The following is a 13,437-nucleotide window of genomic DNA, read 5'->3' on the forward strand; positions in this document are numbered from 1 at the left end:
CTCTTGACCCTCGCCCAAGCGCCGGGAAACATCGATGAAGCGGCGTCCCGGGCCGTGGGGAGATACCCGGATCAGCCCAAGGAGGACCATGTCGGTCAGCCCTGCCTCGTCGCGCGCCGGATGGCATACGTCCCAACCTCCGGTGCCCGGTCGACCTCCCGGCGGCCAGCGTCGCCCGGCGAACACCGCCGCGCCCGTGCTCACCGTGACGCTGTCCATCCCGCTGGCCTGTGAGGAGTCGCTGACCCCGGCGGCACGCCGACTGCTCGAAGCCGCCAGCGAGATGCTGGAACGGGGCGAGGGCGTGATCATCGGGGCCGTCCCGGCCGAACGCCGCCCCGACCAGGCCCCCACCAACAGGTCGCCGACCCGGGCGCTCAGCCCGACCATCCCGGCGCTGCACATCCTCGCGTCGTCCCGCTCAGTGCTGCGCGACGACGAGCCGCTGCCGCTGACCCGACTGGAGTTCGACCTGCTGCTGCACCTGGTCGCCCACCCGCGCCGGGTGTTCACCAGGCTGCAACTGCTCAACGCCGTCTGGGGCTACGAGCACGCCGGCGTGCGCACCGTCGACGTGCACGTGCGTCGGCTGCGCGGCAAGGTCGGGGTGGACGTGCCACTTGTCACCACCGTCTACGGCGTGGGTTACCGGTTGGCCGACGACGCCCGGGTCACCGTCGACCGCACCGGCTGACCGGCGTCACCGACCCGCCCGGCGCGGGGCAGGATGGTCCGGTGCGCATCCGCCCCATCTCGCCCGACCTGCTCGTCGACGAGCTGACCGGCCGGCTGGCCGACGCCGCGACCCGCGCCGCGACCGACACCACCGGGCCCGCGCGCCTGCGGGTGGCGGTGGACGGCGCCCCCGCTGCCGGCGCCGACAACCTGGCCGCCGCGCTCGTCGACCCGCTGCGTGCCCGGGGTCGTCCGGTGCTGCACGTCCGCGCCACCGACTTCCTCCGCCCCGCGTCGCTGCGCTTCGAGTTGGGCCGCACCAACCCGGACTCCTTCTACGAGAACTGGGTCGACGAGGTCGGGCTCCGCCGTGAGGTGCTCGACCCGGCCGGTCCGGGCGGCACCGGCCGGCTGCTCCCGTCGCTCTGGGACGCCGACGCCGACCGGGCCAGCCGCGCCCGCTACGTCCACCTGCCGCCCGGAGGCGTCGTCCTGGTCAGCGGCCCGCTGCTGCTCGGCGGCAGCCTGCCCTTCGACGTCACCGTCCACCTGCAGCTGTCCTCGGCGGCGCTGCGCCGGCGTACCGAAGCCACACAGGCGTGGGCGCTGCCGGCCTTCGACAGGTACGCCGAGGAGGTCGTTCCGGCGAGCTTCGCCGACGTGGTGGTACGGGCCGACGACCCCCGCCACCCGGCGCTCGTGGAGGCCCACGGCGACGCCTGAAAACCGCCGAGAAATCCTCGGTTTGCGCGGCTCGTCCGGCGGGTACTCGCCCGGCTCACAGAGCGCGGGTGACCGCCCGCGTACCGAGTGCGACCGTGACCGGGGCGCGACGCCGCCGGCATCCGGTTCACCGTGAGCCACAGGGCCAGGAAAGGCAGGCAGCGATGCTCGTTCACGACACGGTCGGCACGACCCGTCCGCAGGCGGAGATCGACCAGATCCGGCTCTCCCTGCAGGCGCGCTACGACGAGCTGACCGCCGAGTACGACCAGGCCGTGCTCCAGAGCCACGTGCTGCGACTGGTGGAGGTCGGTGACACCGCCGGCGACGACCAGGCCGACAGTGGCACCAAGACGGCCGAGCGGGACACCGCGCAGTCGCTGTTGCGCACGATCCTCGACCGCCGCGCCCAGTACGAGCACGCCCTCGGCCGGCTCGAGGAGGGCACCTACGGATGGTGCGAGGGATGCGCGGCGGCGATCCCGGTGGAGCGGCTGGAGATTTTCCCGGCCGCCACCACATGCGTGTCCTGCAAGCAGACCCGTGAACGGCGGGCGGCCTGAGCGACGCCAGCGGTTGCCGGTCGGTCCACAACGCGATGGACTTCACCCATGGGTGACATCCTGGTGGGCACCGCGTCCTGGACCGACCGCACCTTGCTGGACTCGGGCTGGTATCCGCAGACCGCGGACACCCCGGAGAAACGGCTGGCCTACTACGCCCGCACGTTTCCGCTCGTCGAGGTGGACGCCACCTACTACTCCCCGCCCGCCGAGGCGACCGCGAAGCTGTGGGCCGAGCGCACCCCGGACGGCTTCACCTTCAACATCAAGGCGTTCAGCCTGCTGACCGGGCACCCCACCCGGGTCAGCGCGCTCTACAAGGACCTGCGGCCGGAGACCGACAAGAAGAACGTCTACCCCGACGACCTGCCCGCGCAGGCGTACGAGGAGGTCTGGACACGGTTCCTCTCCGCGCTGGACCCGCTCGTCGAGGCGGGCAAGCTGGGCGCGCTGCTGTTCCAGTTCCCGCCCTGGTTCACCATCAAGCGCGCCAACAAGGATTACCTGCTGGAGGTGGCGAAGCGCTGCGCGCCGCTGCGTCCGGTGTACGAGTTCCGGCACGCCTCCTGGTTCGACGGTGACAACGCCGACGAGACCCTTACCTTCCTGCGCGAGCACAACCTGCCGTACGTCTGCGTGGACATGCCGCAGGGCCACCGCTCGTCGCTGCCCCCGGTGCTGGCCGCCACCGCGGACCTCGCGGTCGTGCGTTTCCACGGCCACAGCGACAAGTGGACGAGCAAGGACATCCACGAGAAATTCGGCTACCACTACTCCAAGCGGGAGCTGGCCGACTGGGCGCCGAAGCTGCGTGAGCTGGCCGACCAGGCCGGCCAGACACACATTTTGATGAACAACTGCTACCGCGATTACGCGCAGACAAACGCGACGACACTGGCCGGGCTGCTCGGCACCGACTGACAGGTCCCCGGCGTCGCGGTTCACCCGATCGGGGTGGTGCCGGCTCACCCGCCCCGCCGGCAGGGTGGACACGGTGGGCGGGCACCCCGAGGGTGGCCGACGCCGGAGACGAGACGGAGGTGACGGGGGATGACGGTTCGAGTGGTGACGGATCGACGGCGGGGAGCCGTCCTGCACGTGGTCGGCACGCCCGACAACGCCCGGAGCGCCCCGCAGGGCAGCCCGGTGCGGGCCCGACGCGGCCCGGCGGGGCCGCCACGTCGCACCGACGACCGACGGTGGGACACCACGGAACGGGGGGCCACCGATGGCTGACGCGATGATCTCAGCGTTCGAATCCTCGCTGGACAAGACGAACCTGATCCTGAAGGACATCGAGAACGCCTACGGCTGGCCCAAGGATCGGCGCAACCAGTCGTACGCGGCGCTGCGTACGGTGTTGCACCTGTTGCGCGACCGGCTGCCGGTGGACGAGAGCGTCGAGTTCGCCCAGCAGTTGCCGGTGCTGGTGCGGGGCATCTACTTCGACGGGTGGGTCCCGTCGGACGTGCCGATCAAGCTCAACCGGGACGACTTCCTCTACGAGGTCCGCCAGGGCTTCCCGTACGACGCGGAGGGCGGCCCGGAACGGGTGACGCAGGTGGTGCTCGACACCCTGCGCCGACACGTCACCCAGGGCGAGTGGCAGGACGTGAAGGACACCATGCCGGCCGACCTGGCCACGATGATGCCCTGACGACCTGATGTGCGCAGAGCCCGTCCGACGACCCGTCGGGCGGGCTCTCCGCCGTCGGTGGGATCCGCCTCGGCGGCGTGAACCGCCCGTGTCGCCGCGCTTCGACGTCTACGGTGAGGGTTAGAGAAGATCGCGCGTGGGGTACCACCCGCAGCACGACGGACCCCGGCGTACGGCGGGGCGGCACACCCGAGGGAGTACCGATGGCACTCAACGACGACGACATGCAGACCACGGGCGGCGGCGGCCTGGAGGGCCCGGCCGACGGTGGCGCGACCCCCGGTCACCAGGACGGTGGCGCGGACGGTGGCGCGGAGGGCCCGGCCGACGGTGGCGCGACCCCCGGTCACCAGGACGGCGGCGCCGATGGTGGCGCGGAGGGCCCGGCCGACGGTGGCGCGACCCCCGGTCACCAGGACGGCGGCGCGGACGGCGGCGCGGAAGGCCCCGCCGACGGCGGTGCGACGCCGGGCCAGCAGGACGGCGGCGCCGACGGCAGCGCGCGGTAGCGGCACACCATGACGCATCTCGACCCGCCGGGCGGCCACGGCCGCCCGGCGGTTTCGTCCGCATCCGCCGCCGCGGCACTGGCCCGTTGCGTCTCGGTCGAGCCGGCCAAGTTCGCCGCCGCGCACTGGGGCCACACGCCGCTGCTGTCCCGCGCCGCCGAACTGCCCGACCCGGCCGGCTTCACCGACCTGCTCAGCCCCTCCGACGCCGACGAGCTGCTGAGCCGGCGCGGTCTGCGTACCCCGTTCCTGCGGGTCGCCAGAGACGGCCAGTTGGTGCCCGCGGCCCGCTGGACCGGCGGCGGCGGCGCCGGCGCCGAGATCGGCGACCAGGTGCTCGACGAGCGGGTCCTGGAGCAGTACGCCGCCGGCGCCACGCTTGTGCTGCAGGGTCTGCACCGGATCTGGCCGCCGCTCGTCGACTTCGCCCGCGATCTGGGCCTCGTGCTCAACCAGCCGCTCCAGATCAACGCCTACCTCACCCCGGCCGGCAGCCAGGGCTTCGCCACCCACTACGACACGCACGACGTGTTCGTCCTCCAGGTCGACGGCCGCAAACACTGGCGGATCCACCCGCCGGTGCTGCCCGACCCGCTGGAGAAGCAGCCGTGGGGTGGCCGGGCCGACGAGGTCGGCGCGACCGCGCAGGGCCCCGCCGCGCTGGACGTGGTGCTCGCCCCCGGCGACGCCCTCTACCTGCCCCGGGGTTGGCTGCACAGCGCGCAGGCACAGGACGCCAGCTCGCTGCACCTGACCGTGGGCATCCGGGCGCTGACCCGCTACGCCCTGGTCGAGGAGTTGCTGGCGCTGGCCGCCGAGGACCAGCGGCTGCGGGCGAGCCTGCCGTTCGGTACCGACGTCGCCGACCCGGACGCCATCGAGCCGGAGCTGACCGAGACGGTGGAGGCGCTGCGCGACTGGCTGCTGCGGGCCGATCCGGGGGCGGTCGCCGCGCGACTGCGCCAGCGGGCCTGGCCGGCTGCCCGGCCGGCACCCATCCGGCCGCTCGCCCAGGCCGACGCGCTGGCCGCGCTGGACGCCGATGCCCGGGTCACCCTGCGGCCCGGCCTGCGCTGGCAGCTCGTGTCGCAGGGGTCGGACACGGTGGCGTTGCGGCTGTTCGACCGCACCATCACCCTGCCCGCCGCGTGCGAGGCGGCGGCTCGTGTCCTGCTCAGCGGCGCGGTCACCCGGGTTGGTGACCTGCCCGGCCTGCCCGATGACGCCGACCGGGTCACCCTGACCCGCCGCCTGCTCCGCGAGGCCGTCCTGGTCCCGGCCTGAGCTACCTGGCAGTGGCCGCGACCAGCTCGATCCGGAGCGTGTTCGTGATCTCGTCGGTCAGCTCGCCCTCCGCGCCGACCGAGATCGTGCCCTGATCGGTGACGCCGAAGACGAGTTCCACGGTGCCGGCCCTCAGCACCAGCGGGTCGTCGCCGCCGCTGCCAGCGGCGACCACCGCGCGGATCGTGGTGATCGCGTCTACCAGGGTCGCCGCGACCGCGCTGTGCCGCAGCTCGTGCCGATCCTGGAGATCCTCGGCGACGAGCGTGATGTCGATCGTGTGGGTCTTCTGGTGGGATCGGCTGCCGCCCACCTTCACCTTCCAGCCGATCACCGGCACCCGGAAGTCCACGCCACCGCCGGCCTTCGTGGTGGCGACCGCGCTCAGGATCAGCTGAACGGAGGCGACCCGCAGGTCCCGGCCCTCGTCGGTCGTGGAGATGCCGGCCTGTTCCACCGCGTCCTTCACCGCCGACACCAGTTCCTCGACGGGCACGCTGTAGTCGGTCACGTCCATGCCGTACCTCATCTTCTGGGGGAGTTGGGTGGCCGGCCGGTCAGACGGCGGCGGTGGCGAACGGGTCGCCGTACACGGTGTAGGCCAGCCAGGTCGGGTCGAGCGGGTCGTCCTGCTGCTCGACCCGTGCCGCGAGGGCCGCCGCGCCGAGCGTGGCGCCGTCGGCGAGGGAGCGGTAGAACGCGGTCGCGAAGCGCGCCGAGCTGTCCGAGCGCACCGCCCAGAGCGTGCCGACGAAGGCGCCCGCCCCGGACGACATGAACTGCTGCGCCCAGCCGAGCATCCTGGTGTACGTCGGGGCCACGCCGGCGCTCCGGCACGCGTTGATGAACACCAGAGGGTTGGTCTCCGACAGCAGTTGCCGGATCTTGGCCTCGGCGAGCAGGTTCGGCTTGAACCGGCCGCCGTCCATGTCGATGGACGAGCCGTCCGCCGAGAAGGTGTTGTGGCAGGCGAAGTGTGTCGCTCCCAGCGCCCCCGAATTGATCAGGGCGAGGAGTTCGTCAGCCCTGGTGATGGGCACGCTGTGGGCCGCGCCGAGGATCGCGCGGATGGCCGCGATCTCCTCGTGCGCGTCGGTCGGCGCCTTCGGCGGCACCACGAAGCGCGGGTTGTGCAGGCCGACCTTCGCGTTGCGGTGCTGCCCGTAGGTGCGACGGACCACGGGGACCTGCTCGACGAGGAAACCGGCATCGCGCTCGGCGCTGAGCGGGTAGAGCAACTCCCACGGGACCACGTCGTGGTCGGTGGCGATCGTGAAGGCGCTCATGTCGGCGCCGACCTGCCAGAACTGGTCCCGCACGTCGGCCGGCACCAGCTCGGACCACAGGTGGATGCCCGCCGACCGGATGACCTCGCGGATCATCGTCGCGGTGTAGCGGGAACCACCGCCGGCCAGCTGCTGCATCTCCCGGATGGCGTTCTCCACCGCGGCGTTCGGCGTGTTCGTGACCGACTCGACGACCGGGGCGAACAGCGCCGCGTCGGAGCGCAACTGGAACGTGTACCGGCTGCCGTCGAACCGGACCTCCATGGTGACCTCACCCGGCCGAGCCCGCGGGGCACCCATCGGCGCCGTCCTCGGCTGGCCGTCGCGAAACGGCCCACCGTCCGCGACCGAGACCTCCACCGACACTTCGGCGAGGAACGTGCCGCCGGCCCAGGCGGTCACGTCGACGCGATGCAGACCAGGGGTACGCGCCCCGAAACCGAACCGGATCGGATCCGGATCGTCGTGCGGCGTGACCAGCACCGTCTGCTGGAGTGGACCCTCGGCGTGCAGGCCGGCGGGCGCGTGGACGGTCACGGTCACCGGTGTGCCGGCCTCGGCGACGAGGAAACTCCGCATCGGTGCCGACACGGCGTCCGAAGGAACCGATCGTCCCTCGGAGACGAGCCGGACCTCGACGCTCAGCTCCTGCCCCACCGGGACCTGGGTGGGCGCGCGCGCCACCAACAGTCGCTCTGATTTCGGCATGGTCTCCGAGGAGGGAGGTCTCGCCCCTGGCGCCGATCCCGTCCTCTCCCAGGGCCCGGCGCTGCCCGTCGTACGGGGCCAGGTCGGTGGTCCGGTGAACGTCGGTGTCAGCCCGATTTCGACGTTCACCGCACGGTCCGCCTCAGCAGTCGCCCAAGAGCTCAGCCTCCGCATCTCCGATCGCTCCAAGGGGTGCTCGGCCCGTTCGCGCCTGTCGTCTGTTTGCCGCTTCGACTTGCGCTCGCGCACATAGCGACTGGTGCGATCGTCGAGGGACAGCCGGGTGCTGCTCAGGTAAAGGGTGATGCCGTCGAGCGCCGAGGTGTCGTCGGTGAGCCGTCGGTCCATGGCAGTCTGGGCCGGGAAAATCTCGTCGATGGCGTACTGCGAACTGATCGGCCGGCAGGTGTCCAGCAGAAACTCGCGGACCAGGACCCCGGCGTCCGTGATCGCGTGTCGGACGATCAGCGCCGGGTCGGTCACCCGGAGGCCGACGGTGATCGACGCCTCGAAGTGGTACGCGCCGCTCTTGGCCGGCAGCCGGAGGTTGACGACGACCGAGTGGTCGCTGGTGTCCACCTCGTAGCGCGTCGAGTAGCGGGCCACGAACCCGGGGTGTCGCCACCACATCGGCCGGTCACTGTCGGCGGCCTCCAGACCACCCCGACGGGTCGAGTAGACGATCGCCGCCGAGGGCCCGTGGCTGGGCGGCGGCATGAGCCATCGCACCGGCTCCACGCCGAGGATCAGGGGGATCGGCGGCCCGGCAGTTGCGGTCTCCGGGCCGAAGGTCGTTGCGAGGTCGTCGACCAGGTGGCCGATGTCCGCCTGGACGCTGTCCGTGTGGACCCGCCGGTAGTGCTGCTGGCGAAGCGGTGTGAGCACGTCGGGCAGCTGCCTCTCGCGGGGCAGTTCGGCGTTGTCCACAAGCACCGGAATGACCGGGACCTGCTGTCTGAGGGCGGCGGCGATCGTCCGGCGGCTGAACCCCGGTAGGCGCTCCACGGGGATCGCCGACTCGCCGTGTGAGTGAGGTTCGATCACGACGATGAGCGCCGCCGAGGCGGACAGGCGGCGTCGGAGCTCGGCGACGGGCAGGATCGCGCGGGGGTCGTCGCGAACGACGCTGTCGCCGCCGAATCGCGCGGTCAGCGCGTCATCGAGCAGGCGCGCGACGGCGTGATCGTCGTCGGAGCGGTAACTCATGAGGAAGCTGACCATTTGACGTACCGTATCGAAGATCGCGCGCTGATTTTCGCCGCGCCGACGGTCGGCTTCTCGACAACCCTTTGTGGACGCGCCGACCGGTCAGCGGCCGAGTGCCAGCAGCAGCGCGGTGGTCAGCAGGCCCGCGCCGAGCACCACGATGATCGGCCGAGGGCCGAGCACCGCGTGTCTCCGGTCGGCCAGTACGCGCGCCGGCGCCAGCCCGACCAACGGCCCGATCAGGGTCACCACAAGCGCCAGCACCGGCATCCCGACCGCCAGGTCGCCGCCGTACCCGACGCCCAACGCCCTTGCCCCGAGCCCCAGCGCGTACGCGAGCACCGCGCCGGCCACCCCGCAGAGCGCCAGCAGTGGATTGACCGAGCCCGGCAGCTCACCCGGCTGCCCGGCCCGGTCGAGCAGGTCCCGGGCCCGGGTGAGCAGCACCACCGCGTCGGTGCCTCCGCCGCTGGCCGCGGGCGCGGGCGGGCCGCCGAGACGACGGGCGCCGAGGCGGTTACGCACCTGCTGCCACAGGTGCGCCACCTCGGCGTCGACCCGTTCCTGCTGCTCGCGCGCCTCGACGAGTTCCACCTCGGCGTCCTGGACCTGCTCGGTGGCGTCGGCGACGGCCCGCTCGGCGGCCGCGCACTGCCGCTCGTACCAGGTGTGCGCCTCGGCGCGCTGCTCACCCACCCGCGCGGTCAGCTCGGCCAGTCGCCGCAACTGCGCCGCGTACGACTCACTGGCCACTGGTTCGTTCACCGTGAGGGCCCATAGGGGATGATCACCTGTCCGGTGCGGTGGACCGCCCGGTCGAAGAAGAGCCCGCGCCAGGGGCGGGGGTACCAGTCCGGGCCGCCGGTGCCCGGATAGAGCGAGGCACCCAGCTCGCCGCCGTGCGCGTCCAGCGCCACCCAGGCGCCGATCTGGTCGGTGCGGGCGGCCGGGCCACCGAGGTCGGCGCGCATCCGGGCCACGCCCCGCCACCAGGCCAGCACGTGCGTCCGTCGTTCCGGCCCGTCGTGCATGATCCGGCGTAGCTGCTCCAGGCCGGTGCGCCTCCCCGCGCGGGCGGCCAGCGCGCCGGCCGCCGCGTCGACAGCGAACAGCAGCAGGTAGTGCGGGCTGCCCGGCCCGGTCAGCCCGTCGGCCGTCTCGGCCATCAGCTCGCCGACGGTCTCCTCGTCGTACCAGGCGGCGTCGTCGGCCAGGTCGTCGTACAGGGCACGGGCCATCGGGTCGGCGTCCGCGTCGAGGCAGGCGATGGAGAACCGGGCGGTGCCGGGCGGATGCTGGCGGGCCAGTGACCGGGCCGCCGCGTCGAGCACCGCGCACGCCTCGTCCACCCGGGTGCCCAGCACCGCGAGGTTGCGCCCCGGGGCGCGCGGCAGGCGCAGCGCCGCCGAGCGGGACTGCACGTCGATGATCTCGCCGAGCAGGGCCACCGGGCTGCGCGGCACGCTCCCGTCCGGCGGCGCGGTGAGCGCCCGGAAGTCCGGGGCGTCCGGCAGCCGGGGGATCGCGTCGCCGTCGAAGAGCCGGGCCGGGGCCGCGTCGGGTGGGCGCATCCGCCACAGCCGGTGCTGCAACCCGCTCCACGTCTCCCAGTCGCTCGCCGACGGGATCCGGGCGACCTCGTTGCCCTCCACCATGCCCGACTCGGCGTTGACCACCGCGTGCCAGCGGGGCAGCGACTGCGCCGCGTCGTTGCGTTCGGCGAGGATCCGCAGCGCCTTGGGCAGCGCGATGCGCAGGGTGAACTGGGCGACGAGCGCGGGCCGGCCCCACAGCGCCTCGATGCCCCGCACGTCCTGCGAGGCGAGCACCAGGTGGATGCCCTGCGACCGGCCGCGCCGGGCCAGGTCCTCCAGCAGGTCGGCCGCCTCCCGGGCGACCACGTCCCGACCTGCCAGCAGCATCTGGAACTCGTCGACCACCGCGACGATGCGGGGCCAGTGCCCGGTCGGGTCGACCGCGCGCAGCTCGGCCAGCTTGGTCACCTCGTGCTTCTTGGCCGCGTCGGCCCGCCGGCGCAGCTCCTCGGCGAGGAACCGCAGCAGCGCGAGCCCGAACTCCCGGTCGGTGTTGACGTTGATGCCGACCAGGCGCATGTGCGGCAACCAGCTCGGGTCACGCCGGCCCTGCGCGAACCGCGCGAAGGACACCCCCTCCTTGAAGTCCAGCAGGTAGAACTCCAGCTCGGCGGGGGAGTAGCGGGCGGCGAGGGCGCCGATCCACGCGAAGATCAGGTTGGTTTTGCCGGTGCCGGACGGCCCACCGATGAGCGCGTGCGGCGGGTAGTCGCCCAACGTCAGCCGCACCGGCCGGCCCTGCGGCCCCTCACCGATCGGCGCGGTCAACCCGTCGGCGGAGTCCTCCCGCCACATCAGCTCGGGCGCAGGCAGCAGGTCCGCGAACGGGGTCGGCGGCGGGCCGGCGTTCACCTGGGCGGCGATCTCCCGGCAGGTCTCGGTGACAAGCGTCGCCGGTGGCGGCGGGTCCAACCGGACGGGTAGCCCGGCCGACCCGCCGATCCGTGCGCCGGACGTCCCGGCCACCACCCGGGTCACCGTCGGGTCCTCCGGCACCGGCACACCGTGCACCACCAGGTGCACACCGCAGGCCGCGCCGGCGCGGACCACCCGGTCCAGCTGGCCGCGTTCGTGCCGGTTGAGCTCGTCGCCGCCGAGCAGCACCGCCACCCGCCACGGCTCGGGGCGTCGGCCGGTCGCCGCGGCCAGCTCACGCAGCGAGGCGTACTCGCCGGCGAGCACCGTCTCGTTGATCCGGCGGATCTGCTCCACCAGGTCGTCGAGCAGGGGACCCAGCCCGCCGGGTCCGACGAACGTCAGCAGCCCCGCCGTGCCCAGCGGCGCGAACCCGGCCAGCCCGCCACCGAGCTGCTCCGGGTCGTACCCGACCAGCCGTACCGCCCCGGGGTCGGCGCGGCCGGCGGCCCGCAGCAGCAACGCGGACACCACCGCGTCGCAGCCGGCCCGGTCGTTCCCGGAGAGGTGTACGTGGCCGGCGTCGAGCAGCGGCACCAGCGCGGGCACCGGGTCGACGCCGTCGATCCGGACCGTGCCGACCCGCAGCGCGCCGGGCGGCTCCGCGCGCCGGGTCGGCGTCGGTGCCCACCCCGTCCAGTCGGCCCCCGCGCAACCGGGTGCCTCCTGTCGGGCCGCCTCGGCGGCACGCCGGGCCAGCTCGGCGATCCGCGCGGAGTAGCGGGCGTCGATCTCGGCGATGCGCCGGTCCCGCTGTGCGCCCACCCGCTCCGGGACGGCGGCCGCGGCCCGCTGGACCCGGGCCAACCGTTCCCGCCCGGAGGTCAGCTCCGCCTGGGCGGCGGACAACCGGGTACGGGCCGCGCCCAACGCCTCGGCCAGGGTGTCCCGGATCCGCCCGGCCAGCTGACCACGCCGGTCAGCCATCGGAGCCCCGACGGATCGGCGCGTCCCGCCACGGGCTGCCCGAACGCGGCGGCAGCCCACCGGAGTGCTGTCCTCCCGCGTCCCCCGGCCGCCGGACCGCACCACCGGGGCGGCCACCCGCCCCGCCGGGCTGGCCCGCTTGTTGGCCCGCTCCGCGTTGTTGACCCGCTCCGGCTGGTTGGCTCGCTCCGCGTTGGCCCGTGCCGGCTGGTTGGCTCGCTCCGCGTTGGCCCGTGCCGGCTGGTTGGCCTGGGCTCGCTGGTTGGGCCCGGTCGCCGGAGGGCAGGTCCCGGCCGAGGCGGGCGAGCAGCAGCCCGGCCGCCACACCGGCGGTCACCGCGGAGTCGGCGGCGTGTGGCGGTTCCCCGGAGGCGCGCGGCGGCGGCATCCGGCACACCCGGGTCAGCAGCGTCTCCAGCACCGGTGGCGGCAGCCCGGGCAGCAGGTCGCGGACGCGCCCGTCCAACTCCCCGCGCAGCCGAGGAAGGTCGGCGGCGCGCGGCGGGTGCCCCAGCAGCTCACCGGCCAGCTCGCGCAGCAGCGGTGGCGCCAGCGCCGCCATTCCCAGCCCCACGTCGGCCGGCGCCCGGCGCAGCTCCTTGCGGAGCCGGTCGCGGTCGCCGGAGCGGACACCACCCACCACTCGGCGCAGCAACTCCTGGGAGTCGTCCACCCGCCCGTCCGGCTCGTCGTCGGTGCCCTCGCGCCCGCCGGTGAGCTCGGCCACCCGCACCGACCACCAGCGGCTCATTCGCACCTGCTCGGCAGACTCTGGCGCCACTGCGGTGGGCCCGGCGCCCGGCGGCGTGTCGTGTCGGGGAGCGCGCTGGTCAGGGCGGGGCGCCGGAGCGCCGTCCGCGCCCAACCCGATCGCCGCCAGGTACGCCGAGAGCTGTTCCTGGGCCACCCGCAACGCGTAGCCGGCGCTCTCGGCGTGCTCGGTCGCGGCGGACAACTCGGGCACCCCCATCGGGTTCGCCGACTCCTGGCGGACCCAGCGCAGTCGCTCGGAGGCCAGGCCGAACTTCTCCAGCGCCTGCCCGAGCAGGGCCACCGGGAACTCCTCGGTGGCGGCGCGGACCTGCCCACCGACGTCCTCGATGATGGACACGGCGGCCTACAGGGTCGCGACGTAGAGCTGCGCCTGCTCGACCGCGACAAGTGTCGCGGCGAGACACTCCTCCAGCTCCTGGCTGGCCTGTGTCAGCGACGCCTGGGCCGCCTCCACCGTCTCGTGTCCGCTGCCCTCCAGCGCGCCGGCCAGGGTCTGCTGCGCCTCGGCCAGTTTCTCGCCGGCGGCCTGCACGGCTGTCTGCCCGTCACCGATCTGTTGGAGGGCGACATCGATGGCAGCCTTCAGCTCGGCGACGCTCGCCACGGCGGAACCTC

At 73.5% G+C, this 13,437-nt stretch carries 14 protein-coding genes; 8 read left to right on the forward strand and 6 right to left on the reverse strand.

What is annotated here, in order from left to right:
- Positions 1–88: 88 nt before the first annotated feature.
- The 8 genes from ACLQ29_RS21580 (at position 89) to ACLQ29_RS21615 (ending at position 5,411) form a co-directional block, all read left to right on the forward strand.
- A complete protein-coding gene (locus tag ACLQ29_RS21580) occupies positions 89–694 on the forward strand; it encodes a winged helix-turn-helix domain-containing protein (RefSeq protein ID WP_425773297.1) in 606 nt (201 codons plus the stop codon).
- A gap of 41 nt (positions 695–735) precedes the next feature.
- Complete coding sequence (locus ACLQ29_RS21585; protein ID WP_425773298.1) at positions 736–1,398, forward strand: uridine kinase; 663 nt, start codon at positions 736–738, stop codon at positions 1,396–1,398.
- Positions 1,399–1,562: 164 nt separating this feature from the next.
- On the forward strand, positions 1,563–1,961 hold the full coding sequence (locus tag ACLQ29_RS21590; RefSeq protein ID WP_425756388.1) for a TraR/DksA family transcriptional regulator: 399 nt from the start codon (positions 1,563–1,565) through the stop codon (positions 1,959–1,961).
- Positions 1,962–2,009: 48 nt separating this feature from the next.
- Positions 2,010–2,882 carry a DUF72 domain-containing protein gene (locus tag ACLQ29_RS21595; protein WP_425773299.1) on the forward strand — a complete coding sequence of 291 codons (873 nt, stop codon included), beginning with the start codon at positions 2,010–2,012 and terminating at the stop codon, positions 2,880–2,882.
- Between the two features lie 129 nt (positions 2,883–3,011).
- Positions 3,012–3,197 (forward strand): hypothetical protein, encoded by a 186-nt coding sequence (locus ACLQ29_RS21600; RefSeq protein WP_425773300.1) that lies wholly within the window; start codon positions 3,012–3,014, stop codon positions 3,195–3,197.
- A complete protein-coding gene (locus tag ACLQ29_RS21605) occupies positions 3,190–3,618 on the forward strand; it encodes a DUF2267 domain-containing protein (protein WP_355029128.1) in 429 nt (142 codons plus the stop codon). Before ACLQ29_RS21600 ends, ACLQ29_RS21605 begins: the two co-directional genes overlap by 8 nt.
- A 203-nt stretch (positions 3,619–3,821) precedes the next feature.
- On the forward strand, positions 3,822–4,127 hold the full coding sequence (locus ACLQ29_RS21610; protein ID WP_007459745.1) for a hypothetical protein: 306 nt from the start codon (positions 3,822–3,824) through the stop codon (positions 4,125–4,127).
- 9 nt (positions 4,128–4,136) lie between these two features.
- A complete protein-coding gene (locus ACLQ29_RS21615; protein ID WP_425773301.1) occupies positions 4,137–5,411 on the forward strand; it encodes a cupin domain-containing protein in 1,275 nt (424 codons plus the stop codon).
- Position 5,412: 1 nt separating this feature from the next.
- Here the strand turns inward: ACLQ29_RS21615 and ACLQ29_RS21620 are convergent, their stop codons facing one another.
- The 6 genes from ACLQ29_RS21620 to ACLQ29_RS21645 all read right to left on the reverse strand — a co-directional run bounded on the left by ACLQ29_RS21620 (position 5,413) and on the right by ACLQ29_RS21645 (position 13,426).
- Positions 5,413–5,928 (reverse strand): trypco2 family protein, encoded by a 516-nt coding sequence (locus ACLQ29_RS21620; RefSeq protein ID WP_425773302.1) that lies wholly within the window; start codon positions 5,926–5,928, stop codon positions 5,413–5,415.
- Between the two features lie 40 nt (positions 5,929–5,968).
- Positions 5,969–8,626 carry a CHAT domain-containing protein gene (locus ACLQ29_RS21625; RefSeq protein ID WP_425773303.1) on the reverse strand — a complete coding sequence of 886 codons (2,658 nt, stop codon included), beginning with the start codon at positions 8,624–8,626 and terminating at the stop codon, positions 5,969–5,971.
- 87 nt (positions 8,627–8,713) lie between these two features.
- Positions 8,714–9,376 (reverse strand): hypothetical protein, encoded by a 663-nt coding sequence (locus tag ACLQ29_RS21630; protein WP_425773304.1) that lies wholly within the window; start codon positions 9,374–9,376, stop codon positions 8,714–8,716.
- Entirely contained in the window at positions 9,373–12,048 is a 2,676-nt protein-coding gene (locus ACLQ29_RS21635; RefSeq protein WP_425773305.1) for an FtsK/SpoIIIE domain-containing protein, read from the reverse strand. The genes ACLQ29_RS21630 and ACLQ29_RS21635 overlap by 4 nt, the downstream gene beginning before the upstream one ends.
- Positions 12,041–13,159, reverse strand: coding sequence for a hypothetical protein (locus ACLQ29_RS21640; protein ID WP_425773306.1), 1,119 nt, complete (start codon positions 13,157–13,159; stop codon positions 12,041–12,043). Before ACLQ29_RS21640 ends, ACLQ29_RS21635 begins: the two co-directional genes overlap by 8 nt.
- 6 nt (positions 13,160–13,165) lie before the next feature.
- Positions 13,166–13,426 carry a hypothetical protein gene (locus ACLQ29_RS21645; protein WP_030504016.1) on the reverse strand — a complete coding sequence of 87 codons (261 nt, stop codon included), beginning with the start codon at positions 13,424–13,426 and terminating at the stop codon, positions 13,166–13,168.
- Positions 13,427–13,437: the final 11 nt, after the last annotated feature.

Origin of the sequence: Micromonospora sp. DT228 (genome assembly GCF_049841595.1) — a bacterium.
In the GTDB taxonomy this organism is placed as follows: Bacteria; Actinomycetota; Actinomycetes; order Mycobacteriales; family Micromonosporaceae; genus Micromonospora.